Below are 25,528 nucleotides of genomic sequence, written 5' to 3' on the forward strand. Positions count from 1 at the left end.
CGCGAAAAGACCCGGAGATTGAACCGCCGATATGTCGCGGTTCCGTTGAAATCCTACTTGAGGCGCTTGAGGCTGTAATCGTGCAGGATATCAAGTGTGGTCGTATTGGTCGGTATGCCATCCCGGAAGGTAAGCGGCCCGTCTTTGAGCGGCAAAACCTGCTCGCTTGCCCGCCACAGGAAATACCCGTCGTCATCCGAAAAGCTGGAGCCATGTTTGATCTTGTTCTGGCAGGTGGAAAAGCTGGGACCAGGCGCACATTGCATTGCGAATTTGCTAAAGACCGTTGCCTCGGGACGAATGTCAGGCCAGTCCAGTTCAAGCGTTTTACCATCGGACGTGCCGCCGATTGCGGTGCCCTTGAGAGCAGCAACCTTGTTGCAGCCCTGGCAGCTTTGTCCCGTGACCGCATATAGCGGCGGCGCCTGTTCGTATTCCGGTCGAATCTGGGCCTGCGTTACGATGCCGGATTTGTACTGCCAGGCGCCTTTACGTTTTTCCAGTGTGACCTCGGCCGCCATCTTGTAGCGGAAGGTGAACCCGTGGGAGTATTTGAGCGGGCTGTGAGCTCCGGTGACCGGGTCCACCTGCGAATACATGTTGTGATAGATGATCCGCACATGGCCCGGCAGCGATACCTGCCAGACCTGCGTTTCGCGCTTGAAGTCGATCCGATAGACCACAGTTCCGGAACACGGTGCCTCGGGAGGGCCTGCATTGGTGAAGCTCACCACCTTTTCTGCGCCGGGGTCGAGCGGGATGGTGACCGGCTGTGCCGCCGTGGGAACGAAGGGCGCGTAAGAGACCATCCATTCGCCGTTGTAGTTCCATTGGCGATAGGTCAACACCAGCTCGGAATCGTCTCTAACATTGCCTGAAGCGGCCGCGACACCGCCAAAGGCGTAGGGCCCCAATGTGCCGCGCACATTGTAGGTGCCCTGCCCCTTAACCGGGCCATCTATGGGCGGCAGCACTAGCGGAATGGTCTCTTCCGAGCTTTGATTGTCGATGCCCGCGCCCTTGTGCGTGCAGGTCATGTTCGAGGTTACCGTCAAGGTCGCCTGGCGCGGCGCGTCCGCGCCAACCAGACCGGGCAGAAGGCTAACGACCGAAGAGGCAAGAATGAGGAGTCTCATGTCGTCTCCGGGAAGAGTTCGTCCATTTGCACGTCGCGGATGCCAACGGGTGAGTTCTGCGCCTTGGTCAGCGACCAGCGGGCGCGCGTGGCGTAATCGGTGGCCCGGCCCGACAGCACGACCTGCCGCGCGGCGCGGGGCTTCAGCCGCCCCTTCTCAAGGTAGACGCTGGCGGCCAGTTCCATGTCGACCGACGCGTCGGTGCGCAACACCCACAGTTCGCCGCTTTTCAGCGCCAGTGAAACGGCGGCGCCGCCCATGTCGAGCTCGGCATCGACATCGGGATGCAGGTGGAACCGGATCTGGAACAGGATCCCGGGATCCAGCGCTTCGCTGAGCACCTTGTCCATCTGCTTCTTGTGGCCGTCTTCCAGCGCGACAAGCAGGTCTTCGCCATACATGCCGCCGCCATCGAAGGTAAGTTCGAGCGTGCGCGCATGGGTGAGACCATGCGATTTGACCCAGCCGTCATGCCCGCCCTGGAAGCGGATGCCATCCGGGGCCTGGCTCATCTCGATCGGCACGTGCGTGGGGGCATCGACCAGCAATTCGCCCCAGATGCCGGTGCCGCCCGAGAGCCGGGCGCTGGAATGGCCGTCGATGCAGAGCGTTGAATGCGAGGGCGTGGCCCGGCCTGCCCGGCGCCAATCGAGGCCGAAGCTGGCGCCCGAGCCGCAATTGACGATCAGCGGCCGGCGGCCCGAGGTCAGCTCGAACGCGAGGGTGGAGGCATGGGCATCGTGGCTGGCCTTGCCACTGGGCGGCGGGGCGGCATCGACGATCACGCTGGTGCGGCCGGCCGAGAGACGGGCGTAGCCCATCGACAGGCCATCGGAGACACGCGATTTCACGCCGCTGGCGGCGAGCGCCTGATCGAGCCGTCCCTCGACCCCTTTGCCGCCACCATGAAACCGCGCAAGCGAGCCATCGGCATGGCGCAGGGTGCGCAGGGTGGGGGCGATGCGTTCGATCGCGTCGAGATGGGCGGGCAGCGGGGCCTTGCCCGTCTCTTCGAGCGCGGCGGCGGCCCATGTGAGCAGGGTGAACACCTCGAGCAGTTCTTCGGGGTTGCGGGTGGGAATGCCGCCCTGTTCATCGACCTGTGCCCGGCATTCCTGGCTGAGCGCGCGCATCGCCGGGGCGGCGTGGGCCTCCATCCCCTCGAGCGAGAGACCGGCATAGAGCAGGCCGGTCAGCGCCTCGAACCGGGGCAGGCCGGGCGTGGCCGCGCTCCAGCGGCGGCCGAGGAATTTCGTCTGCTGCGCCAGCGAGCGGTAGAAGGCATCGGACTGCGCCTTGTCGGTGCCGTGCAGCAGGAAGATCGCGTGACTGATCCAGCGGATCAAACGCCGCCCGGTCAGTTCCGGCGTCCAGCCCGGGCCGCTGCCGTTGCCGAAGCGCGCGATCCACTGCCAAAGCCAGGCCTGCGCCATTTCACGCGCCCTGGCGTCGCCCACGGCGGCCAGGTCATCCAGCCAGCCGAAGCCATGGGTTTCCTGGGCGAACTCGGCACTGGGGGCGCCGATGGCCCAGAGGCCGGCCTGGTCATCCTCGATCAGGGTACCAGCGAAAAGAAAATTCCCGGCGATCAGCTGTTTGCCGCGGGCATAGAGGCCGATGGTGCGTGGTTCGGGGTGGGACACGAAGGCGGTGGCGGATTTCGCAAGGGTGCTGGCCCGCGCGTGCACACGGTTCAGGATGCGTGACCCCCACGCGCTGATCGGTTCCCCTTGGGACATCTCGTTTCTGCCTCGTTTCGCTCTGCCGGCGATTTGCGGGCATGATAGCCCGGCTTGGCGGGCGGGTCACCAAGGAATGTCGCGCGGCGGGGTGTTGGGCGGAAACCCGTCAGGCGGGTGTGCGCAGGCAGGCGATGTAAAAGCCGTCCATGCCGCCCTGATCGGCCCAGAAATCGGGGCGCAGGCGCAACCCGCCTTCCTCGGTGATCCAGGCGGGATCGATGCCGGGACGGGCAAGCGCGTCGCGGTCGACGCGCAGGTCCGGGTGGCGGAGCAGCGCCTCGTCGACCTGGCATTCGCCTTCGTCGGGCAAGAGGCTGCAGGTGCAGAACACCAGCCGCCCGCCGGGTTTCAGAAGCGACAGCGCGTGGTCGAGCATCTCGGCCTGCATTTCGATCAGCGTGCCGAACTCGACCCCGTCCTTGGCGTGGGGCAGGTCGGGGTGGCGGCGGATGGTGCCGGTGGCCGAGCAGGGCGCGTCGAGAAGGATGGCGTCATACGGGCCATCCTGGAAAGTCAGCGCGTCGCCCTGCGTGACAGAGGCCTTGAGCTCGGTGCGGGCGAGGTTTTCGCGCACCCGTTTCAGGCGGTTTTCCGACAGGTCGAGCGCGGTCACCTTGGCCCCTGCCGCGGCCAGTTGCAGCGTCTTGCCGCCCGGCGCGGCGCACATATCAAGCACCGTCTCGCCCGGCTGTGCCCCAAGGATACGGGCGGGCAGCGCGGCCGCGGCATCCTGCACCCACCAGTCGCCCGCGTCATAGCCCGGCAGCGCCGAGACCTGACCGTGATCCGACAGGCGCACCGAGCCGGTGGGCAAGGCCATGCCGCCGGTGGCCTGCGCCACCGCCGCGGCATCCTCTTTCGCCGTCAGGTCAAGCGGCGCGCCGGCGAAATGCGCGGCTTCGATATGTGAGACTATTTCAGCCGAATACGCCTGAACCAGCGGCCCGCGCAGCCATTTAGGCAGGCGCGGAATGCGCAGCGTGTCCCACTTCAACGGGGCCTCCTCGGCCATCTTGCGCAGCACGGCGTTAACGAGCCCCTTGAGCCGCCCGTGCCGGCGATGCGCGCCGGTGATTGCGACCGCGTCGTTGACCACGCCATGCGCGTCGCCGCCGAGCGCCAGTTCGACCGTGGCCAGCCGCAACACGTTGCGGACGTGCAGGGCGGGGTTTTTCCGCAGGTGGGGCTTCAGGAGCCGGTCGGCCCGTTCCAGCCCGCGCAACGTATCGAGTGCGAGGCGCTGGGCGCGGGCGCGATCGGCGGGATCGAGCCGGTCGAGCGCACCGGAGCCGATCAGCTCGCTCATCAGGCGCTGTTCGCCCAGGACCTGATCGAGCAGGTATATGGCGGACCGGCGGGCGGAAGATGGGGTGGACATGCGCGTTCCTTGGCAAGACGTCGATGGCGGCGTATATCAAGCGCATGAGCGACAAGAAAGACCTTCCCCCCGCAGCGATCCGCGCCCTGGCCGAGGCCGAGGAGCGGCGCAAGAAACGCGAAGCCGAGGCCAAGGCGATGCCGAAAGAGCTGGGCGGGCGCGACGGCCCCGAGCCGGTGCGTTACGGCGATTGGGAGAAGAAGGGTATCGCCATCGATTTCTGAGCCGGGGGTGCCGGGCTGAAGCCCGGCTTACGCCGTGCTGGCGGGTATCAGAGCCCCAGCACGTCGATCATGTCATACTGACCGGGCGATTTGTCCTGCCCCCAGAGCGCGGCCTTGAGCGCGCCGCGCGCATAGATCGAGCGATCGGTGGCGACGTGGCGCAGGATGATACGTTCGCCGGCGGCGGCGAACATCACGTCATGTTCACCCACGATGTCGCCACCGCGAATGGCACTGAACCCGATATGGCCCTTTACACGTTTGCCGGTGATGCCGTCGCGGCCGCGGTCGGCCACGTCCGTCAAGGACACGCCGCGCCCTTCGGCGGCGGCCTCGCCCAGCATCAGCGCGGTGCCCGAGGGCGCATCGACCTTCTGGTTATGGTGCGCCTCGATCACCTCGATGTCGTAATCATCGTCCAGCGCCTCGGCCACCTTGCGGGTGAGCTGCGTGAGCAGGTTGACGCCGAGGCTCATGTTGCCGGCGCGGATGATGACGGCGTGGCGCGCGGCGGGTTCGAGCGCGGCAATCTGATCGTCGCTCATCCCCGTGGTGCCGATCACGTGCACGGCGCGGGCCTGCGCGGCCAGCGCGGCAAATTCCAGCGTCGCTTCGGGCGCGGTGAAATCGATCACCGCCTGGGCGCGGGCAAAGGCGTCGAGCGGCTCATCCTCGACCGTCACGCCCAGCGCGCCAAGGCCGATCGCCTCGCCCACGTCGCGGCCGATCCAGTCGTGCCCCGACCGTTCGATGGCGCCGACAAGGCGGGCCTTGTCGCTGGCCGCCACGGTGCGCACCAGCATCTGGCCCATGCGGCCCGAAACGCCGGTGATCACGATGCCGGGAAGATCGGTGCGGGGCATGTCTGACATCTGTCATTCTCCTGAAATGCGGTTTTGTCTTCCTTAGCGAAGCAACCCGAGCTTGGCAAAGCCCTGCTGAAGGCTTAAGTGCGGCGCATGGCAAAGAACAAGTTTCACGATGGTCCCGGCCCTTCGCAGCGCCAGCTGCGCGTGGGTGAACTGATCCGGCGGACGCTGGCGCAGGTGCTGGCGCGCGGCGATGTGCACGATCCGGACCTGAACCGCATGTCGATCACCGTGGGCGAGGTGCGCGTTTCGCCGGACCTGAAGATCGCCACCGCCTATGTTCTGCCGCTGGGCGGACAGGGGCAGGAGGACGTTCTGAAGCTTCTGGCCCGCAACAAGGGTGAACTGCGCCGGATCATCGGCAAGGAGATGACCCTGAAATATGCCCCCGACCTGCGCTTCCGGCTGGACGAGACATTCGACCAGATGGACGAGACGCGGCGCCTGTTTTCGCAGGACAACGTGCGCCGCGACCTGGAGAGCTGAGATGCTGCGCCGGGTGGCCCTTGCCCTCTGCGCGCTGGTGGTGCCGGCCGCGGCGGGCGCGGTGGACTGCCGGGATATCGAGCATCGAGACAAGAGCTTTACCATTTGCGAGATCGACGTCACGCAGGAAACGCTGCGGCTGTTCCTGAAAACGCCGCAGGGTGACGTGATCGGCCATTTCGGCGCGCTGGAGGATCTTGTGGGCCAGGGCGGCCAGCGCCTGGCGATGGCGATGAACGCGGGCATGTATCACGAAGATCGCACGCCCGTGGGCCTGTTCATCGAAGATGGCGTCGAAAAGATGCGCCTTGTTACCAGCGCGGGGCCTGGCAATTTCGGGCTGCTGCCCAATGGCGTATTCTGCATCCGCGACGGACGCGCCGACGTGATCGAGACCCGGCGCTATGCGCGCGAGGCGCCGGAGTGCCGGTTCGCCACGCAATCGGGGCCGATGCTGGTGATCGACGGCGCGTTGCATCCGCGGTTCCTGCCCGACAGCACCAGCCGCTATGTGCGCAACGGGGTGGGCAGCACGGCAGACGGTCGGCGGGTGGTGTTCGCGATTTCCAATACTGTGGTCACCTTTCATGAATTCGGCACGCTCTTCCGCGATGTGCTGAAATTGCCCAACGCATTGTTTTTCGATGGCAATATCTCGCGGCTTTTCGCGCGGGATATTGGGCGGTCGGATGCCGGGTTCACCCCTCTGGGGCCGATGGTTGCGGTGGTCGAATAGGGCCTGTTGGGCCTTGTCAGAGACTGGTTTCAGACCTCGGACATGGTTATGCGCGGCGCGCGTTCAACCACGATGAAGGCCACGCCGGCGATCACGATCACCCCGCCCAACAGGGTGCGCGGGCCTAGACTTTCGCCAAGAAAAAGGATTCCGCCCAGGACCGAGAAGACCGGCAGCATCAGCAGGAAGGGCGCCACGAGGCTGACCGGGTTGCGGCGGATCAGCGAATACCACATGCCATAGCCCAGCGCCGTCATGATGAGGCCCAGGTAGGCCACCGCCGCCCAGACGACCCAGCCGGCCGAGCCGATCGCGGCCACGTGGCCGGATTCGAAGATCAGCGACATGACGAGAAGTTGCGGCGCGGCAAAGACCGCGATCCAGGCGGTGACGGTCAGCCCGTCGATGTCTTTCAGCGCGCGCACCATCGCCTGGCCCACCGCCCAGGCGAAACACCCGGCGAGGACCAGCAGGACCGAGCCCCACGCGACCGAGACCTGTGACGCACCGGCGATGAAGGCAACCCCGACAAAGGCCATGGCGATGCCGATCCATTTGCGCATCCCCGGCGTTTCGCCCAGGAACAGCGCGCCGATCAGAACCAGAAACGGCACTTCGACCTGGACGACCAGTGCGGTGACCGAGGCGTCGAGCCCTTTCAGGCCGGTGAAGGTGAGGCTGTACTGGATCGCCGCCGCGACGATAGCGATGACGAAGAGCCGCCAAAGATGGCCCACGGGCGGGCGCACGAACCACACCAGCGCCAGCGCGGTGACGGTGAAACGCAGCGACATCAGCAGGATCGGCGGGAAATGCGCGATCGCGGCCTTGGCAAAGACGATGCCCATGCCCCAGACGAGCGCAACGGAAAGGCCCATGGCGAAATCGATCGGTCTGAGTGCGGCGCGCATGGCCATCCTTTCGTTTTACGGCATTGAACCGCGCCGGCGGCCGGTCTGCACGCCCGAAAACGACATACGCGCTGGATTGACGGAGACCGCCGCTTGGGATAGGCCGCCGAACCTGTCGATCAAGAGGGCAAGACGCATGGCACGCAAGCGCAAGGGCCGCGATATTTCCGGCTGGCTGGTGGTGGACAAACCCGCCGGCATGACCTCGACCGCCGTGGTCAACAAGGTGCGCTGGGCGTTCGATGCGAAAAAGGCGGGCCATGCCGGCACGCTGGATCCCGAGGCCACGGGCGTTCTGGCGGTGGCTCTGGGCGAGGCAACGAAGACCGTGCCCTTTATCACCGATGCGCTGAAGGCCTATCGCTTTGCCGTGCGGCTGGGACAGGCGACCAATACCGACGACGCCGAGGGCGAGGTGATCGCCACGTCGGAGGCGCGCCCCGAAGACGACGAGATAAAGGAGGCGCTGAACCGCTTTGTCGGCGAGATCATGCAGGTGCCGCCGAAATTCTCGGCAGTGAAGATCGACGGGCAGCGCGCCTACAAGCTCGCCCGCGAGGGCGAGGAAGTGGAGATCGAGGCGCGGCCGCTCTGGGTCGAGGAACTGGTGATGATCGACCGGCCCGACCCGAACACGGTGATCCTGGAGATGACCTGCGGCAAGGGCGGCTACGTCCGCGCCATTGCCCGCGACCTGGGCGAGGCGCTGGGCTGTCACGGGCATGTCACCTGGTTGCGGCGGCTGTGGTCGGGCCCGTTCGAGGCCGGCGACGGCGTGGATATCGACACGATCGACCAGCTCGCGAAAAGTCCCGAGCTGGACAGCTATCTGCGCCCGCTGGAGGAAGGGCTGGCCGAGCTGCCCGAGGTCAGGGCGACCGACCAGGGCGCCGCGCGCCTGCGCAACGGCAACCCCGGCATGGTGATCGCCCACGATGTCGAATACGGCGAGGAATGCTGGGCGTCCTACCAGGGTCAGGCGGTGGCCGTCGGCATCTTCAAGGCCGGAGAGCTGCACCCGTCGCGGGTGTTCAACCTGCCGCCGGTTGAGCAGGATTAGAGACTGTTCTACCAGTCACCTTCATCGTCCCAGCCGACCTGTCCGTGCCGGCGGGCAATGTTTTCCAGGTTCCATTCGTGATGGGTGATCGCATCGCGGATGTCATCGTAATAGGTGAAGGTCCCATTCTCGAGAACCGCGCCGGCATCGCACATGTCGCGCAACATGTTCTGCGAGTGCGACACGACGATCGCGGATGAATTCTTCATCCTCTCATGAAAGACCTTCTTGGCCTTCACCTTGAAATCCGTATCCCCGACCGATGTCACCTCGTCCACGATATAGGTGTCGAACTTGATTCCCATCGACACCCCGAAGGCCAGCCGCGAGCGCATGCCTGAGGAATACGTGCGCAGCGGGTGATGGAATTGCGGCCCGAGATCGGCGAATTCCTCGACAAAGGCCATCAGTTCATCGGTATCGACACCGTAGACGCGCGCGATGAAACGGGTGTTCTGGGCGCCGGTGAGCTCGCCATGGAAACTGCCGGCAAATCCCACCGGCCAGGACAGGGTGCCGGCCACCTTTATCTGCCCGCTGTCGGGCTTCATGGTGCCGGCAATCATCCGGAGCATGGTCGTCTTGCCCGATCCGTTTCGCCCCAGAAGGCCCACGCTGACGCCGGTGGGAAAAACCGCGTTCACCCCCGCGGCGACAACGGTACGGTGGCCGGTTTCCACGAAGCTTTTCCAGACGTCGATCAGCTCGATCATGGCATGACCCTATCGACGGTCCTTGATCGCATAGGACAAAAGAACGCCTGTCGACCAGCTCAGCACGATGAACAGCGCACTGATCAGCAGGATCATGTCGCGGCGCGGGTAGGTCGATTTTTCCGCCCGCGTGGGCGAAATGAACGGGGCAAGGTATCGCGATTGCCGCTGCGCCTCGGCCTTGGCCTCGTCGAAGGCCGACAGCGCCGAAAGATAGGCCTGTTCGGCGAACTCGCGGTCGACATCGAGCTCTTCGTAATCACCCAGAAGCGTCGAATAGGCTTCGCCCGAGAGCGCGCCGGCCTGGCCGAATTTCTGACGTTCGGCCCGGATTCGGGCGCGGATCACGTCGATCTTGCGCTGCACCTGCACCACGCGCGGGTCGGTTTCCGAGGTGGTCGTGCTGAGGATATCCAGCTCGATCAGGGCTTCTGCCAGTTGCTGCTGCAGCGTGTTCAGCAGCCCGATCTGCCCCTGGATGTCGGTTTGCGGATCGACCAGCTGGTGCTTGTTGCGGAAATCGGTAATCGCGCGTCGCGCCTGCTTCAGGCGCTCGATCGCCACTTCCAGCTCTTCGCGCGCATAGCGCGTGGCGTCCTCGCGCGCGATCGCGCTCAGCTCGTTGATCTTGGCCGAGCTCTCTTCGAAGATGACGCTGGCGATGGTGTGGGAATCCACCGGATCGAAGGCGAGGACACGCAGGACCAGCAGGCCGGCCGTGGCATCGTAGTCGATCTTCACCATGCGGCTCCAGTAATCGACAAGGTCCTCGATCGTGCCGTTTTCAGGGAACGAGAAGACCGGGTCGTTTTCGGGTTTCGAATATATCTCGCGCAGGTTCAGGCGCTCGTCGATGCGGCTTACCAGCTCCTGGCTCTGGATGAATTCGTAGAGGATGTCGGTATCCGAAGAGCTGGCCCGCGAAATCTGTGACAGCCCGCCCAGAAGCTCCATCGCCGAGGAGGTTTCCTCGGTCCGGACCGAAAACCCGACGTCGCTGGCGTATTGATCGGCGGCACGCGCGTGCAGGTACCACCATTCCACCGCCAGCGGCAGGCAGACAAAGACGAAGAAACTGACAAGGACACCCCAGTGCCGGCGCCGCGGCCGCGACGGGCGCGCAGGCGGCGACACCTTGATCGCATCGATCACCTTTTGCGCGCGCTCGGCTTCCTCGGCCTTGCGGCGGGCCTGTTCCTCGCGCCGCTGTTGGCGTGGGTTCACCTGACCCGCACCCTTGTTCTTGTTCCGCTTCTTCCGGGCCTGGGCCTGCTCTTCGGCGGTCTCAGGCGTGTTATCCTGCACTTTTTCGTCAGGCTTCACAGCTGGTTGCGCGGTTTTCTCGGTATCCAACAGATCACCTTTTCCTGCAGGTTCAAACGTCTTTTACATGAACGCAAACCGAGGACAAACACAGTTTCCGCGCAGGTATGGACGCATCAGGGCCACTCGCCATGACATGCAGGCATGAAACGCCATCAGCGGCTGGCTTCGGCGGGAACCCGCCTGAAAAGGCGACCGGCCCGGCCGGTGCGGCCTGCGGCGAATGCGTGCGATCCGAAATTTGCTCTTTCCAATCTCGTCGTCCTGAACGATTTGTTCGGCAAAAGGATTTTGCCGCGTCAGCGCCTGAATCCCCGAGGCGAGGCTTTTCTTGCGTGGGCGAAAGCCATATTGTCCACGTCGGAGCAGGAAGACCAATAGAAGATGACCCAGAACGAGCAGAGCCCGGAACCGCCGATGAACAACGTGATCCTGTGCGCGACCCAACGCTGCGGCTCCACGCTCTTTGTCGAGGATATGCGCAATACCGGCGTGATGGGGCGCCCGGAAGAATGGCTTTTGCCGTGGGACCCCGCGAAAGAGGTGAACTGGAAAGATGCGTTCGGTGCCGTGCGCAAACGCGCGACCGGCCAGAACGGTGTCATGTCGATCAAGGTCATGGCCAATCAGCTGGCGAATGCCGATGCCTGCCTTGCCAGTTTCATCGAGCCGAAGGGCAGCGGCACGTTTCCGCATTTCGCTGCCGCCTTCGAAGGCTACACCTGGGTCAAGCTCACCCGCCGCGACACGGTTGCGCAGGCTATTTCGCGGGTGATGTCGCGCCAGACGGGCATCAACCACGCCACCGCCACGCCCGAGGACGACCATTTCGCAGGAAACCTGCAAAAGGGTTACAAGTCGGATTACAACAAGCAAACGGTTTACCGTTACAATCCGATCCTGCGCGATCTGACCTCGATCGTGCTGGAGAACCTGACCTGGGATCGGTTCTTTGAAACCAACGGGATCACGCCCACGGAATTCGTCTACGAGGACGTGGCCCGGGATCCGGAGATGACACATCTCGATACCGTGGCGCAGATCGCCGGGCTGAAGGGCGGCTTCGCACGGACCGAACGCAAGCTGGTCAAGCTTGCCAACGAGAAAAACCAGCAGTGGCGGACCCAATTCCTGGAGGATGCGGTGAAATGGAATTTCCGCCCCGAGAAGCCGCAGCGCGCGCTTGCCCAGGAACAGGAAAAGCCGCAGGAAACGCCCGGCGCTTCGTCATGATCGGGGTGCACCTTGCACGGCAGGCGTGTTGACATGTCACGGCGAACCGGGCCATTGACCGGCATGTCCAGGTCCTGTGATATTCCGGTGGCGCATCCCGTACGGCGCGCAGCCCGGCAGAACTGTTTGCATGGCCATGTCTGATTTCTCGGTCCGCTCCGCAGAAGAACGCAGGTTCAAGACGCCCCGCGCCGTCTTTGCCCTGCTCGTGCGCGAAATTTCGACCACCTATGGAAGATCCCCGGGGGGGTATTTCTGGGCGATCATGGAACCGGTTCTGGGCATCGGTCTCTTGACGGTCGTGTTCTCGCTGGTCATGCGATCGCCGCCGATCGGTGTAAACTTCCAGATCTATTACGCAACCGGGATGCTCCCGTTCCTCTATTACCGTGACCTTGAGCAGAAAATTCAAAGCTCGATCCGGTTCTCGCGGGCACTGCTCTACTATCCCAGCGTCACCTACATGGATTCGCTAATCGCGCGCCTGATATTCAGCAGCATGACGCAAATCATGATCGGGTATCTGATCATTGGCGCCATTATCATGATATGGGAAACGCGCGCTTCGATCACACCGGGTTACGTCATGTCCGCCGTAAGCGCGACGATAGTTCTCGGGGTCGGCGTTGGAGCCCTGAATTGCTACCTGACCTCGGTTGCGCCGCTTTGGCAGCAGGCCTGGTCAGTGATCAATCGTCCCTTGCTTATCGTGTCGGGCGTTATCTTCCTGCACGATGACATTCCCGAGCCGTGGAAAACCTATCTTGAATGGAACCCGCTGGTGCACATCATCGGGCAGATGCGGCGCGGTTTCTATCCGAACTACCAGGGCGATTATGTCTCGATGGTCTATCCCTTCCTCTTCGGATTGATCTGCCTCGTGATCGGATTGATCCTGCTCAATCGATTCAACCGCGATATCCTGAACTCGCTGTGAGGCAGAGCGTGCGTAACACCCATATCGCGATCCTGATGGCCACCTATAACGGCGCGGCGCACCTGTCCGAGCAGCTTGCTTCGATAGCCGCGCAAAGCCATCGCAACTGGTCCCTGTGGATCAGCGATGACGGGTCCTCGGATGCGACGGCGCAGATCATCGAGGACTTTGCCGCCGATCATACAGCCCACCAGATCACGCGGCTTGACGGGCCGCGGCAGGGACCGACCCGGAATTTCCTGTCGCTGGTGCACCGCCCCGATATTCCACGTGGCCCGATCGCCTTTGCCGATCAGGATGATGTCTGGCTACCTGACCGGCTTGAGCGCGGATTGCGCGCCATCGGCGCGGACACGGCACAGCCGGCGCTTTATGGGTCGCGGACCGTTATCGTGGATGACGACCTGAAGCAGATGGGATATTCGCCGCTGTTTACGCGCCCGCCCGGGTTTGCAAACGCCATCGTGCAAAGCATCGCCGGCGGCAACACCATGCTGATGAACGCCGCCGCGCATGAACTGCTGCGCCAGGCCCATCACGAACTGAACGTGGTCACGCACGACTGGTGGGCCTACCAGTTGATCTCGGCCGCGGGCGGGCGGGTAATCTATGACCCCGCCCCGACGATCCTTTACCGCCAGCACGACAACAACATCATCGGCTCGAACACGGGGCTGATGGCGCAGGTCAAACGGCTTTACGCCGTGCTCAACAACCGGTTCCGCGACTGGAACAGCCGCAACCTGGCCGCGCTCGAAGCGTGCAGCGACATGCTGACCGCCGAGAACCGCGCGCTGGTCGCGTCCTTTCAGAATCTGCGCGCCGAAACCGGCGCGCGCGCGCTGCGCCACCTTGAACGCTCGGGTATCTACCGCCAGACCGCGCATGGCGACCGGTCGCTGAAAATCGCTGCCTACCTGGGCAAGCTATAGCAAGTGCGCGTTTTTCCGGATTCGGCAAATTGCCTGTGGCAGGCACATTTGCTATCGCGGGGCGCAACATCACAAAGAGGCATGTCGTGAGCCGTTTCGATTTTCCGCCGCCCGGGCCCAAACCGTTCACACTGGTCTTTCCGCATATTCCGAAAACCGGCGGCACAACGCTGCTCTATCACTTCCGGCGCAACCTTGGCGACAACGCGATCCTGTCCTATGGCCAGCACAACCGCGTGACCCGGTTTTTCACCAACCGGCCGCAGTTGGAAGAAATGTCGCGTGAGGACATCGACGGCCTGCATGTCGTGCAGGGCCATGGCGTATCGTCAGAGGTGCTGCCCTGGCTGGGCGACACCGCGATCAAGCTGCTCGTGGTGCTGCGCCACCCGGTGGGCCTGACCCGGTCGCGCTTCAATCACCGCAAGACCAACCTGGCCAAGCGCGCGCTCGAGGTCAGCTCGGACGACTTTGTCCGGCAGGACGGCGAAAACTTCTTCTCCTCCCTGCTGATCAACAAGTTCGCGGCGCTGGCCGATGCCGGGGCGCAATCCCCGCAGGACAAGGTGATCTCGATCCTGCGCAAGTTCGACTATGTCTTCACGACCGAGCAGCTGGATGCGCAGGTGCAGGGCCTGATGGACGAGTTGAACCTGCCGCACGAGATGGAACGCCGCCGCGTGGCGGAGCAGAAGGCGACGCTTGAGCTGAGCGACGATGAGATCGCGGCGCGCCATCCGCTTGACCTGGCGATGTTTGAAAAGGCCAACAGGGTTGTTTCCGGCGAAGGCACGCACAACCCGTTCGGCTTTGATGCCGAGGGCCGCGCACGGGCCATGGCCGCGCTGAGCGCGGCGCAGGACGGCGATGCCGTGCGTCTGGCCTATGTCGATCTTGCCAAGGCGATCTGCCATAACCTGCGCGCCGAGGCCGCGCTGGCCAAGCTGGAGAGGCCGGCGCCGGTGGCGCTGAACGACCGCGCCCTGTTCCAGGAAATCCTGCAGGAGCACTGGGCCCGGATGGAGCGCGGCCTGTCGGAGGAACGCAGGAAAATCTCGGCCGACTGGCGCGAGGCCTGGCTGAAGAACAACAGCTGAGCGTGGCGGTTCAGGCGCCGTTGCCGCCCGTTTCAAGCGCCCGGACCAGCCCGCGCGCGACATCCTCAATCGACCGTGTGGGCGCCCAGTCGAAGATGCGGCGGGCCCTGTCATTCGACAGCACGTTATAGGCGATCTCGGGCTGCTTGTCGGGCAGCGGGCGCAGCTGTGGCGTCCTGCCTGTCGCCTCGGCGCAGAGGGCGATCACCTGGTTGATGCTGAGCCCGGTGCCGGACGAGGCATTGACGATCTGGTTGCCCGCGTCGCGCGCATCCGCCGCCAGGACCAGATCGGCCAGGTCCTCGACCGCGAAGTAATCGCGCACCGTCGTGCCATCGCCGAAGACGTTGACCGGCTCGCCCCGGATAAGCGCGTGAATGACCGACGGGAAAAGACCGTGCACACCGACCGAAAGCATCTGGTGCCGGCCCACGGGGTTGGACGGGCGCAGGATGGTATAGCGGCGCCCGTCACTACCCCAGAACCCCTGGATGGCCTTCTCGATGCACAGTTTGCCATAGCCATAGGGCGTGCAGGGCACGCAGAGCTGCGCTTCGGTGATCTTTTCGCTCTGGTCCACGGCGCCATAGACCGCGCCGCCGGAACTCAGAAACATCAGGTGTTTGACGCCGGTTTTCTTCAGCGCGGTCAGGAACCGGCTGTGGGCGACCACGTTTTCGCGCAGCTCGGATACCAGGGTGTTGTTCGGTGTATTGGGCTTCGTCGCCCAGCTGGCCACCAGGACGGTGCTGATACCGTCAAAGACGCGCATGTCCATGCCGCCTTCGAAATCGAAGTCGTGCACCGACTCGGCCCCGGCAAAAAGATCGCCGGGCAGCTCGGCCTTGTTGCGCACCAGCGCGCGGTAGGGCATCGCACGGTCTTGCATGGCCTCTGCCATGCTGCGTCCGATAAACCCCGATGCGCCCAGAATACAGAACATCAAAGCGTTTCCAGGTAACGTGCCACGTGTTCGGCCTCGGCCCGCCAGGACGTGGCCTGGGCCAGTTTGTAGGCCGCCTCGGCCCGTGCCTTGCGACCCTTGTCATCGCGCACCGCGCGGGCCAGCGTTTCGGCCATGCCATCGGGATCGAGCGGCGCGTAATAGGCCGCGTCCTCGGGCAGAAGCCAGCGCGCCGAGGGTGAATCGTTCATCACGATGGGGCATTTGCAGGCCGCCAGTTCCAGCGGCAGAAGCGACAGGTTCGTACCGCTGAGCACCAGTGCCAGGTCGCACTGGGTGTAGAGATCGGGCAACTCATCCAGGGTAAGCTCACCGGCGTTGAGATGCGGGAACGGGATGTTGAACCCGCTGACATCGCCACCGGCAAAGATCACCGCGACCTCGGGATGTTCCTGGCACAGCGTGTCGAGCGCGCACAGACCCAGTTCGAACAGGCGCCGCTTGGTCACATGGCGGGAGTAAAACAGGATGTTGAAGTGCTTGCCCGGGCGACGGTTGCCGGGTTTGTAGAAATCCGTCTCGCAGCCGAACGAAACGGCCCCGGTGGTCATCCCGTATTCCTCGTGCAGCATGTCGGCCAGCCATGTGCCCGCGGTGATGCCCTTCAATCCCAGCCGATAGGTGTTTTCCGCAAAGTAGTATTCGGACGAGTTGGCATAGAAGGCTGGCTCGAAGTCCTGGATGAAATAGAACCGGTCGCGGGTCGCCTGGTACTTGGCCACCCAATAGGCCGTCTGCCATCCGGTGGCGATGGTCGCGTGCGCCGGGCGGAACCCTTCGATCCCCAGGGCCACCTCGGCCTTGAGCGGGCGATACCATTCGCCGATCGTTTTCTTGGCGTGATCGGCCGATTTCCAGTCATAGGGCGGCAGGATCACCACGCGCTGATCATAGCCCAGGTCGGCCAGGTGGTTGATGAAGCGGAAAATGTTCAGGTGCCCGCCCGAGCCGAAACCGAAATTCGGGATCACCCATTGCAGGGTGTTCTCCGCCGGGTCGGCCTTGTTCAGCTCGGCTTCGCTGCCGTGTTCGTGGCCCAGGATATTGCGGTAGAAACCCAGGATATCGGTCTTCTGAAAGGCGCGTACCTGCGGCTGGCCGCCGGCGCTCTGCGGGGCGGCTCCCTCTGGCGCGGGGATGCCCGTGGCGCTGCCGGTGGTGACCTTGCGCATGATCGCGCTCAGCGTGGCGCGCGTGCCGTGGGCCCGCCGGTAACGCATCACTTTCCTCAAAGCACCGCCTGTCACGTTCTGGTCTTCTTTCATTTGTCCCAACGACCGGATCCAGTCGTCGCGGGAAAGTTTCTTTTCCAGCCAGCCCGGCAGGCTTGGCCGGCATCCATAGTAATGCCCCAGCGGCCGTGTCAGCGCCTCGCCCATGCGAGACAGTGTCTTGCCCGGATGGCTTAGCCACCAGCCCCTGCGCAGTGCAAGCCCCATGTCACGCTTGAACAGAAATACCGCCGATCTTGCCACCGTTTTCAGCGAGGGCGACAGCCGGTAGCCGAACAGCCGGTTCAGGGCGCGCGATTCGTCGAAACTGCGCTGAAGGGTCTCGAACGGGCCAAAGCTGTGCGAATGCTTTACCACCGAATCATAAGCAAAAACCTTGCGGTAACCGGCTTCGACAACCGTCTGGGCCCAGATCTGGTCTTCGGCGAACTGCACGTCCGGATAGGGGATTTCTTCCCACACCTCGCGGCGCAGGGCCGAAGCGTTGTCGGAATAGAAATGATAGATCTGCCGCAGGCTCTCGTTGGCGTTGTATTCGTCCCAGTCGGTGATTTCGACCACCGGGAAATCGGCCAGGCTCTTGAAATGCTGCTCAAGCTCCAGCGCAGTGTACGGATCGGCCCCGTCATGCGCGATATGACGCGAAAACACGCCCGCCACTTTCGGATCGTCGCGCATGGGCCGCAGAAGATTGGACAGCCAGTGCGCATCGGCCGGGATCGCATCGTGGGTCAGGAAGGCGACAAAGTCGCTCTCGGCCATCTCGGCGCCGAGGTTACGGGTGCGGCCGTGGCCAAACTCGGACGGCGGGATTTCGTGCACGTCGAAGCCGTGTTCACGCGCCAGCGCCTGCGACCCGTCGGTCGAGCCCGAGTCGATCACCAGAACACGCCAGGGCGCATCATAGACCTGCTCCGACAGCGCATCGCACACCTCGCGGAAGTGCGGCAGGCCGTTCTTGACCGGGATGACGATGGTCACACTGTCATTCGCCATCTTGCAAAACCCTCGTTACCACACGCGACACAAGCCCGGCTTTCTGCCCGATCTCGGGGGCGGCGGACGCGGCATTTACCGTTGCCGGCTGATCGCTGTCCAGTGCGGAATAGGCCCGCGCCCGGATATTAAGCCGCGCGGGCACGTTTACCACGCCGAAACCCATGTCGGACGCATTCCCGCTGGTTTCGACCCAGTAGAGGTTGCGCCCCGGCGCGATCTCGGGACGTGCGCAATGCCCGGGAAAATAGGCGCCGGTGAAGTTGAAGTGAACGCGGACCGGCTGTGCCGTGAAATCAAGGTCTTCGGCCTGCACATCCAGCTCAAGCCAGAACCGGCGTGGCAGGTTCCCGCCATCTGCCAGTCCATAGATGATCTTCGGGCGCGGCTTTTCGTTCAGCACCCAGCCACCCGCATCGCGGTGCCCGGGTTCGATCTCGGCCAGGTCGAGCGCGGGGCGATCGCCCCGGAAATTGCCCGGCTGCACCAGGAAGAAATGCTCGGGCAGGTTCACGTATCCCTTGCCGTCGCCGGTCATCATCGACATCGCCCGCGCGCGCAGATCGCCGGTCAGGCCGATGCCCGCGAAATCGGCAAATTCTTCGACAACCTGCTGCTTGGCCGCGTCATCGGCCACCGCGCGTTCGTAATTGACGAAGAGGACCGGCGCGCGGGTGGTCGCCGTCATCTCGGCAATCGCCTGCTGGTAGGTGTTGATGCGGTTCAGCACGTCCTGCGCCTGCCCGGCACCGCGCTGCAGCCAGCTGTCGACGATGCTAAGCGGATTTCGATAGACCACAACGTAAAACGGGTTGCGAAGGCGGCTTTCCAGGAATGGCAGCATCAGCGACGCCTTCGGCACCTTGAAGCCCCAGACATCATGCTCCTTGTTGCGGGTGCGGATCGCACGATCAAGCCTGTCCTCGCCTTCGCGCAGGAACAGCGGATCCTCGTGGTTCAGGCCGGCCTTGTCGCCCATCGGCACACCCAGCGCCCGCAGAACACCCGCCGCCATCGACGTGCCGCCGCGTTCAACACCCAGCACGACCAGCGTCCGCCGCAGCGGCAGCCGCTTCGGCGGGTTCAGGCGCAGGCAGATATTCTTGGTCGGCGTGGCCTGCGTCGGCTTGTTGATGTCGCGTGCCATATCTGGCGTCGCCCTCGTTCTGCTATAGCCGTTTCAGATAGGCGCCATAGCCGTTCTTGCTGTAGATCTCGGCCTGCTTTTCCAGCTCTTCGCGGGTGATGAAACCCATCTCGAAGGCAATCTCTTCCGGGCAGCCGATCTGCTGGCCCTGCCGCTTCTGGATCGTGCGAACGAAATTGCCAGCATCCAGCAGGCTGCCATGGGTGCCGGTATCCAGCCAGGCATAGCCGCGCCCCATGCGCTGCACGTCCAGCAGGCCCTCTTCCAGGTACATTTCCAGGAGCGTGGTGATCTCGAGCTCGCCGCGCGGCGAGGGTTTGACCCGCTTGGCCATCTCGGGCGCGTTGCCATCGACGAAGTAAAGCCCCGTCACCGCGAAGTTCGATGGCGGCACCTCGGGCTTCTCGATGATGTGGATCGCCTTGCCGTCCTTGTCGAAATCCACCACGCCATAGCGTTCGGGATCGGCCACCTGGTAGCCGAAAACCGTTCCGCCTTCGGTCTTGGCATCGGCGCGGGCCAGGATGTTCGGCAACCCGTGGCCGAAAAAGATGTTATCGCCCAGAACCAGTGTAGAAGGCGCGCCCGCCAGGAAGTCTTCGGCGAGGATGAACGCCTGGGCCAGGCCGTCGGGCGAAGGTTGCTGGATATAGGTGAACTCGAGGCCCCACTGGCTGCCGTCTTCCAGCAGGCGCTGGAACTGTTCCTGGTCCTGCGGTGTGGTGATGATCGCGATTTCGCGGATCCCGGCCAGCATCAGGACGCTCAGCGGGTAATAGACCATCGGCTTGTCGTAGATCGGCAGCAGCTGCTTCGACACCCCCTTGGTGATCGGATAGAGCCGCGTACCCGACCCGCCTGCCAGAATGATCCCTTTACGCTTGGTCATGTTACCCTCGTTCACGTTTTCATCTCTGCGCCCGTTTCACCGAGCTGCGCCAGAACCGTTTTCAGGGCCGTGCGCCAATCCGGCCGCCCGATCCCGAACGCCGTACGGGTTGCACCGCAATCCAGCCGGGAATTCAAGGGGCGTATCGCCGGTGTGGGATAGTCCTTTGTCGGGATGCCGCTGACGGCGACTTTCCGCCCGGCAAGCGCAAAGATCGCCTCGGCGAAGTCTTTCCAGCTGACATCGGGCGCACCCGAAAAATGGTAGATCCCAGATTTCGCCGGATCGGCGCTCAGTTGCGCGGCCATATCCAGGCAGGCGGCGGCGATATCGGCGGCGGGCGTCGGCCCGCCGATCTGGTCCTCGACGATGCTCAGCGCGTCGCGGGTCTCAGAAAGGCGCAGCATGGTCTTCACGAAATTGTTGCCATGGGCCGAAAACACCCAGCTGGTGCGCAGGATGCCATGCGGTCCGCCCGCTTCGGTTACCGCGCGTTCCCCGGCCAGCTTGCTGCGGCCATAGGCGTTTTGCGGTTGAACAGGGTCTGTTTCGCGGCGCGGCGCATCGCCCGCGCCATCGAAGACATAGTCGGTCGAGATATGCACCAGAGGGATGCCGAGGCCGGCGCAGGCCCGTGCCATCGCGCCGGGGGCCGCGCCGTTGATCCGCGTTGCCAGCTCTTCCTCGTCCTCGGCCCGGTCCACCGCGGTATAGGCCGCCGCGTTGATCACCGCGTGGGGCGCCTGCGCCACGATCGCCGCGGCACAGGCCTCGGGATCAGACAGGTCGGCCTCGGCCCGGCCCAGGAATGTTGCGTCGGGCGCCAGGCGCTGCAATTCGCGCGCCACCTGCCCGGTCTGGCCGAAAACAAGAAGGGTCATGCGGCAATCCCCTCGTCGCCTGGCATCACGGAATATCCGAACCGGGTGTAATCCTGCGGGTAAAGCTCGGCAATCCGGTTGCAGATCGCCGGTGTCAGCGCAATGTCGGGCACGTCCCCGCCCGGCACGCGTGTGGCTAGAACATTCGCCTGCCCGATCTCGCGCGGGCCATCGGTGGTTCCGGCAATCCCGTCCAGCCATGACACGACATCGCCAAGCCCGTCTTCCAGGCGGAACACCCGGGCGCTTTCGGGCACGATTTCCGCCATCGGCCGCAGATGCCCGTGCAGCGCATACGGATCAAGCGCCAGCGTGCGCGGCAGCGTGGCCAGCCACTTGCCGAACCCCATTTTCGGCGGCAGCGCCTTTTCGACTTCGCGCTGGAACAGGAACACGCTGCGCAGGCGCAGCGCGGGATGCCGCACAATTGCAAACAGCGCATCGAACAGCCCATCGGGCAGCAGCTCCCGGCGCACCGGTTCGGGGATGTGCTGAGGGGGCGACAGGGTCCAGGCCTCGATCGGGCTGCGCCGTCCGAAAGCCGGATCATGCAGGCCTAACGGGCCGAACCTCTCTTCAAGGTAACGCTCGACCGCGGTGCCCGCGCATTTCGGGACATGGGCGAAGAAAACCAGCTTTTCATTGATCCTGACGATAGGCATGCGTTCGGTTCTTCAGCCCGTTTTTCCCAACCTTGTGCCAACGCCCTCAAGCTCAAGCAGCGGCTGCCACCAGTCGGCATTCTCCAGGTACCAGTCCACCGTCTTGTCCAGCCCCTGCTCTACCGTGACCGAAGGCGTCCAGCCCAGTTCGCCCATGATCCGTTCGGGATCGATCGCATAGCGCGCATCGTGTCCGGGGCGATCTTCGACAAAGGTGATGAGATCGCGATAGCTGCCCTGCGTGCGCGGCCGCTTGGCGTCCAGCAGATCGCAGATCGTGTGCACCAGGTCGATGTTGCGCCGCTCGTTATGGCCGCCGACGTTATAGCTGCGCCCCGGCACGCCCTTTTCCACCGCCAGCAGGAGCGCGTCGGCGTGATCCTCGACATAAAGCCAGTCGCGCACGTTCAGGCCCTGCCCGTAAACCGGGATCGCCTTGCCGTGCAGCGCGTTCAGGATGACCTTGGGAATGAGCTTTTCCGGGAAGTGGTAGGGCCCGTAATTGTTCGAGCAGTTGGTCAGCACCACCGGCAGGCCGTAGGTATGAAACCACGCCCGCACCAGGTGATCGGACGAAGCCTTGGACGCCGAATAGGGGCTGCGCGGATCATAAGGCGTGCCTTCGGTGAAAAGCCCTTCCTCGCCCAGCGAGCCATAGACTTCGTCGGTCGAGATATGATGAAAGCGGAACGCCTCGGGCCGCCCCTTGCCCGCCCAGTAGGCGCGCGCGGCCTCGAGCATGTTGTAGGTGCCGGTGATGTTGGTTTCGATGAAATCGCCCGGCCCGTCGATCGACCGGTCGACATGGCTTTCGGCGGCCAGGTGCATCACCGCGTCTGGCTGGTGCTGGTCGAAGACACGGGTCAGTTCGGCACGGTCGCGGATATCGACCTGCTCGAACACGTGGCGCGGATCATCGGCCACGCTGGCCACGTTCTCGCGGCGTCCCGCGTATGTCAGCGCGTCCAGGTTGACCACCTCGTGCCCGCGCGCCACGGCCAGCCGCACCACGGCCGACCCGATGAACCCCGCCCCGCCGGTAACCAGGATCTTCATTGCGCATCTCCATAGGTGAAGGGGCTGTCGAACTCGGCAAAGAGCGGCGCATCGCGGTCCTTGTCGCTCAGCACCGGGGCCGTGTCGCCAAGGCCCCAGTCGATGTCCAGGCCGGGCGAGTCGAACCGCACCGCGCCATCGCATTCGGGCGCGTAATAATCCGAGCACTTGTAGATGATCTCGGTATCGGGTTCGCGGGTGGCAAACCCGTGCAGGAATCCCTTGGGCACCAAAAGCTGCTTGCCGTTCTCAAAGCTCAGCTCGACACCAACCCACTGACCATAGGTGGGCGAGCCCCTGCGCACGTCCACCGCCACGTCGAACAGCCGGCCCTTGCCGCAGCGCACCAGCTTGTCCTGGGCATGCGGCGGCGCCTGGAAATGCAGCCCCCGCACCGTCCCTGCCTGTGACGACAGCGAGTGATTGTCCTGCACCCAGTCAAAGCCCAGCCCGGCCTCTTCCATGGCACGGCGGCTCCAGCTTTCGGAAAAGAAGCCCCGGCTGTCGCCAAATCGGCGCGGCGTCACGATCACCACCCCATCCAGCCTGGTTTTCTCAATCCGCAATCGATTCTCCACGAAACCCACCGAAAACTCTGGGGCCGTGTAACAACAGCGCCCGGCCAAGTCACTACCCGAGCCGGATAAAGAAGGGGGCAGATGCCCGGCATTGGTACCCGACAGACCGTCAGGGCGCGGCCGCGCGATCAGAAGATGAAGTCTTCCGCGTGCAGGTCAGACTCCGCAACCCCTTCCAGCAGGATCGAACTTCCGGCACCCGTGACAATCAGGACATCCCCGCCGACCTGGCTCGCCGCCGCCTGGACCGCCGCGAAATCACCGATCGTGGACAGGCCCGAGAAATCGATCTTCTCGGCGTTGCTGGTGGCTTCGAAATCCAGGATCACATCCTCACCATGACCGTCGGCAAAGACGAACACATCATCGTTCCGGTTGCCCTGCAGCGTGTCGTTGTCTTCGCCGCCGATCAGCGTGTCATTGCCGCGACCACCCAGTACCTGGTCCTTTCCTGAGCCGCCATCGAGCGTATCGTTGCCCTTGCCGCCACGCATGTTGTCATGCCCGCGCCGGCCCAGCATCAGGTCATCGTTGTCATCGCCATCCATCCGGTCGCGGCCCTTTCCGCCATCGAGCTCGTCATTGCCGTCGCCGCCGCTCATCGTGTCGCGGCCCTTGCGGGCGCGAAGCACGTCATCGCCCAGCCCGCCGATCAGAGCGTTCTCACTCATGTCGGTCGCCAGCAGGTCGTCGAAATCGGTGCCGATTACGCCTTCCATTCCATCGAAACTGTCGCCAGCCGCCGCGCGCCCGTTGCCCCCAGCCTTCAGGAAATCCACCCGCGCGCGTTCGGCCGCGGTGGCATAGCTGGCGTAATCGAAGCCCACGCCGCCGATCAGGCTGTCGGCGCCCTCCTGGCCCTCCAGCGTGTCATCGCCGGTGCCGCCGTTCATGGTGTCATTGCCCGCACCGCCACGCAGGCGGTTCGCATCGTCGTTGCCCGTCAGGCTGTCATTGCCAGCGCCGGAATCGACATGCTCGATGCCATAGATAGTGTCGTTGCCGGTGGCGCTGCTGATCGCGTTGACCCAGACCGAGCCGGTATAGAACTGGTCACGCAGGTCCACCCGAAGATCAGCGGCAATGGCGGCATAGCTGAGCAGGTCGTCAAGGCCGACAGGATCGTCCCACGAGTCGCCGCCCACGAATTCATCATTTCCAAGACCAGCTAACAAAGTGTCATCACCTGCACCACCTATCAGCCTGTCGTCACCAGTCCCACCATCCAATCGGTCATTGCCACTGTATCCCCCGACTTGATCACTTCCCGCTCCCGCATCGACAATATCCGCAAAACTGCTGCCCAGGATATCAGAGCTGGCATTGCCCCACCCCTGCGTCAGCACAAGGTCGGTTTCATTCCAGTCAAAGCTTTCCATGCCGCCGGTGGTTGACGGGGTGAATGTGGGCGTCCCGTAATAGTAAATCGCCGCGTCATCGTCGTATTCGCCCAGGCCCGTCACGCCCCACACCTGATTGTAGGACATGACCGTGTGGTCACCATCGTCCAAAGATGGGTCAAGCGTCGGATCGCCCTCGAGCGGGTGCTTCAGGCCGATGGCATGCCCGATCTCGTGCACGATCAGGTAATAGGACATGTCATACATGTTGGAGGTGTTGACGAACACGTCGCCCCCCAGCGCATACTCAAAAGCTTGGGGAAGATACTCCGTCCCCGAGAGACTACGCGACGGGTAATAGGCGAACCCACCCGATCCGGAATAGCCCGGGATCTGGTTGAAGTCGTAATTGGCAAACCGGATGTCCCCGTCGCCGGCGGCCACCTCGACAAAGGTGATGCCGCTGACCGAAGCCCAATCATCCAGCGCCTGTTGCGCCAGCGCCTGTTGCTGCGCGGTGAAGGCCATGAAGGAATCGATCATGCCCTGGGTGTAACCTTCATCGGCAAGATAGGATTGCGGCACGGTCCCGAAGGAATAGCTCACAACGGCGGGATAGCCGTCCTCGCTCGACCAGCTCGTGCCGTCGATCAGTGCCGTATAGTCGCTTACAACACCCATGCCGTCTACCTCTCATGCTGCTCCATCCCCGGATCGGGGCATAGCATTGTAGACGAACGTGGCGAAAGATTGACTGGAAAGCGCCGCCGGTGAATCGGCGGCGCCCCGCCGAAACCGTCAGAAAATGAAGTCGGCCGCGTCCAGTTGGCCCAGATCGACGTTCTCCAGCAGGATCGACTTGCCGCCACCGGTGTCGATCAGTACATCCGCGCCGACCTGGCTCGCCGCCAGCCCGAAGGCCGCGATGTCCGAGATCGAGCTCAACCCCGAGAAGTCGAGTTTCTCGTTGTCGTTCGTCGCCTCGAAATCCAGTACGATATCGACG

At 63.7% G+C, this 25,528-nt stretch carries 25 protein-coding genes and 1 pseudogene; 9 read left to right on the forward strand and 17 right to left on the reverse strand.

Annotated features, from left to right (window positions below; all coding sequences use genetic code 11):
* Nucleotides 1–53: 53 nt before the first annotated feature.
* The 3 genes from E0501_RS18275 to E0501_RS18285 all read right to left on the reverse strand — a co-directional run bounded on the left by E0501_RS18275 (nt 54) and on the right by E0501_RS18285 (nt 4,256).
* Entirely contained in the window at nt 54–1,136 is a 1,083-nt protein-coding gene (locus E0501_RS18275) for a hypothetical protein (RefSeq protein WP_137702831.1), read from the reverse strand.
* Nucleotides 1,133–2,875, reverse strand: a complete 1,743-nt coding sequence (locus tag E0501_RS18280; RefSeq protein WP_137702832.1) for a heparinase II/III family protein — start codon at nt 2,873–2,875, stop codon at nt 1,133–1,135. Before E0501_RS18280 ends, E0501_RS18275 begins: the two co-directional genes overlap by 4 nt.
* Before the next feature lie 109 nt (nt 2,876–2,984).
* Nucleotides 2,985–4,256, reverse strand: coding sequence for an RsmB/NOP family class I SAM-dependent RNA methyltransferase (locus E0501_RS18285; protein ID WP_137702833.1), 1,272 nt, complete (start codon nt 4,254–4,256; stop codon nt 2,985–2,987).
* A 44-nt stretch (nt 4,257–4,300) separates the two neighbouring features.
* Here E0501_RS18285 and E0501_RS18290 point away from each other — a divergent pair, with 44 nt between their 5' ends.
* Nucleotides 4,301–4,480, forward strand: coding sequence for a DUF1674 domain-containing protein (locus E0501_RS18290; RefSeq protein ID WP_137702834.1), 180 nt, complete (start codon nt 4,301–4,303; stop codon nt 4,478–4,480).
* A 47-nt stretch (nt 4,481–4,527) separates the two neighbouring features.
* Here the strand turns inward: E0501_RS18290 and dapB are convergent, their stop codons facing one another.
* On the reverse strand, nt 4,528–5,352 hold the full coding sequence (dapB, locus tag E0501_RS18295) for a 4-hydroxy-tetrahydrodipicolinate reductase (RefSeq protein ID WP_235857901.1): 825 nt from the start codon (nt 5,350–5,352) through the stop codon (nt 4,528–4,530).
* A gap of 87 nt (nt 5,353–5,439) precedes the next feature.
* On the opposite strand from dapB, the gene rbfA reads away from it, so the two are divergent.
* Both rbfA and E0501_RS18305 read left to right on the forward strand, forming a co-directional pair.
* A complete protein-coding gene (gene rbfA / locus E0501_RS18300) occupies nt 5,440–5,835 on the forward strand; it encodes a 30S ribosome-binding factor RbfA (RefSeq protein WP_137702835.1) in 396 nt (131 codons plus the stop codon).
* 1 nt (nt 5,836) lies between these two features.
* Nucleotides 5,837–6,571 carry a phosphodiester glycosidase family protein gene (locus E0501_RS18305; RefSeq protein WP_193555915.1) on the forward strand — a complete coding sequence of 245 codons (735 nt, stop codon included), beginning with the start codon at nt 5,837–5,839 and terminating at the stop codon, nt 6,569–6,571.
* 29 nt (nt 6,572–6,600) lie between these two features.
* Here the strand turns inward: E0501_RS18305 and E0501_RS18310 are convergent, their stop codons facing one another.
* Nucleotides 6,601–7,482: a DMT family transporter gene (locus tag E0501_RS18310; protein WP_137702836.1), complete on the reverse strand. Its 882-nt coding sequence runs from the start codon at nt 7,480–7,482 to the stop codon at nt 6,601–6,603.
* A gap of 136 nt (nt 7,483–7,618) precedes the next feature.
* Between E0501_RS18310 and truB the strand changes: the two genes are divergently transcribed.
* Nucleotides 7,619–8,542 carry a tRNA pseudouridine(55) synthase TruB gene (gene truB / locus E0501_RS18315; RefSeq protein WP_137702881.1) on the forward strand — a complete coding sequence of 308 codons (924 nt, stop codon included), beginning with the start codon at nt 7,619–7,621 and terminating at the stop codon, nt 8,540–8,542.
* Nucleotides 8,543–8,550: 8 nt separating this feature from the next.
* Here the strand turns inward: truB and E0501_RS18320 are convergent, their stop codons facing one another.
* Both E0501_RS18320 and E0501_RS18325 read right to left on the reverse strand, forming a co-directional pair.
* Complete coding sequence (locus E0501_RS18320) at nt 8,551–9,255, reverse strand: ABC transporter ATP-binding protein (RefSeq protein WP_137702837.1); 705 nt, start codon at nt 9,253–9,255, stop codon at nt 8,551–8,553.
* 9 nt (nt 9,256–9,264) lie between these two features.
* Nucleotides 9,265–10,608, reverse strand: coding sequence for a sugar transporter (locus tag E0501_RS18325; protein WP_137702838.1), 1,344 nt, complete (start codon nt 10,606–10,608; stop codon nt 9,265–9,267).
* Between the two features lie 114 nt (nt 10,609–10,722).
* Between E0501_RS18325 and E0501_RS18330 the strand changes: the two genes are divergently transcribed.
* The 5 genes from E0501_RS18330 to E0501_RS18350 all read left to right on the forward strand — a co-directional run bounded on the left by E0501_RS18330 (nt 10,723) and on the right by E0501_RS18350 (nt 14,777).
* Nucleotides 10,723–10,959, forward strand: coding sequence for a hypothetical protein (locus tag E0501_RS18330; RefSeq protein WP_137702839.1), 237 nt, complete (start codon nt 10,723–10,725; stop codon nt 10,957–10,959).
* A gap of 3 nt (nt 10,960–10,962) precedes the next feature.
* A complete protein-coding gene (locus E0501_RS18335; protein WP_137702840.1) occupies nt 10,963–11,811 on the forward strand; it encodes a Stf0 family sulfotransferase in 849 nt (282 codons plus the stop codon).
* A 130-nt stretch (nt 11,812–11,941) separates the two neighbouring features.
* On the forward strand, nt 11,942–12,748 hold the full coding sequence (locus tag E0501_RS18340) for an ABC transporter permease (RefSeq protein ID WP_137702841.1): 807 nt from the start codon (nt 11,942–11,944) through the stop codon (nt 12,746–12,748).
* A gap of 8 nt (nt 12,749–12,756) precedes the next feature.
* A complete protein-coding gene (locus E0501_RS18345; protein ID WP_161594659.1) occupies nt 12,757–13,680 on the forward strand; it encodes a glycosyltransferase family 2 protein in 924 nt (307 codons plus the stop codon).
* A gap of 86 nt (nt 13,681–13,766) precedes the next feature.
* Complete coding sequence (locus E0501_RS18350) at nt 13,767–14,777, forward strand: hypothetical protein (protein WP_137702843.1); 1,011 nt, start codon at nt 13,767–13,769, stop codon at nt 14,775–14,777.
* A gap of 10 nt (nt 14,778–14,787) precedes the next feature.
* Here the strand turns inward: E0501_RS18350 and E0501_RS18355 are convergent, their stop codons facing one another.
* The 10 genes and pseudogenes from E0501_RS18355 to E0501_RS21195 all read right to left on the reverse strand — a co-directional run.
* Nucleotides 14,788–15,720 carry an NAD-dependent epimerase/dehydratase family protein gene (locus tag E0501_RS18355; protein ID WP_137702844.1) on the reverse strand — a complete coding sequence of 311 codons (933 nt, stop codon included), beginning with the start codon at nt 15,718–15,720 and terminating at the stop codon, nt 14,788–14,790.
* The gene (locus tag E0501_RS18360; RefSeq protein WP_137702845.1) at nt 15,720–17,969 is read right to left on the reverse strand and encodes a rhamnosyltransferase WsaF family glycosyltransferase; all 2,250 of its coding nucleotides are present in this window, start codon (nt 17,967–17,969) and stop codon (nt 15,720–15,722) included. Before E0501_RS18360 ends, E0501_RS18355 begins: the two co-directional genes overlap by 1 nt.
* Complete coding sequence (locus tag E0501_RS18365; protein ID WP_137702846.1) at nt 17,959–19,116, reverse strand: hypothetical protein; 1,158 nt, start codon at nt 19,114–19,116, stop codon at nt 17,959–17,961. Before E0501_RS18365 ends, E0501_RS18360 begins: the two co-directional genes overlap by 11 nt.
* Nucleotides 19,117–19,138: 22 nt before the next feature.
* Nucleotides 19,139–20,005, reverse strand: coding sequence for a glucose-1-phosphate thymidylyltransferase RfbA (gene rfbA, locus E0501_RS18370; protein WP_137702847.1), 867 nt, complete (start codon nt 20,003–20,005; stop codon nt 19,139–19,141).
* 11 nt (nt 20,006–20,016) lie between these two features.
* A complete protein-coding gene (gene rfbD, locus E0501_RS18375) occupies nt 20,017–20,886 on the reverse strand; it encodes a dTDP-4-dehydrorhamnose reductase (RefSeq protein ID WP_137702848.1) in 870 nt (289 codons plus the stop codon).
* Nucleotides 20,883–21,548, reverse strand: coding sequence for a sulfotransferase family protein (locus E0501_RS18380; RefSeq protein ID WP_137702849.1), 666 nt, complete (start codon nt 21,546–21,548; stop codon nt 20,883–20,885). Before E0501_RS18380 ends, rfbD begins: the two co-directional genes overlap by 4 nt.
* A gap of 12 nt (nt 21,549–21,560) precedes the next feature.
* On the reverse strand, nt 21,561–22,604 hold the full coding sequence (gene rfbB, locus E0501_RS18385) for a dTDP-glucose 4,6-dehydratase (protein ID WP_137702850.1): 1,044 nt from the start codon (nt 22,602–22,604) through the stop codon (nt 21,561–21,563).
* Nucleotides 22,601–23,170: a dTDP-4-dehydrorhamnose 3,5-epimerase gene (rfbC, locus tag E0501_RS18390; RefSeq protein WP_137702851.1), complete on the reverse strand. Its 570-nt coding sequence runs from the start codon at nt 23,168–23,170 to the stop codon at nt 22,601–22,603. Before rfbC ends, rfbB begins: the two co-directional genes overlap by 4 nt.
* Before the next feature lie 140 nt (nt 23,171–23,310).
* The gene (locus tag E0501_RS18395) at nt 23,311–25,203 is read right to left on the reverse strand and encodes a matrixin family metalloprotease (protein WP_137702852.1); all 1,893 of its coding nucleotides are present in this window, start codon (nt 25,201–25,203) and stop codon (nt 23,311–23,313) included.
* Nucleotides 25,204–25,320: 117 nt separating this feature from the next.
* Nucleotides 25,321–25,528 (reverse strand): annotated as a pseudogene (locus E0501_RS21195) (hypothetical protein); the annotation flags it as partial.

Source organism: Marimonas lutisalis (assembly GCF_005434965.1).
Classification (GTDB): Bacteria; Pseudomonadota; Alphaproteobacteria; order Rhodobacterales; family Rhodobacteraceae; genus Marimonas_A; species Marimonas_A lutisalis.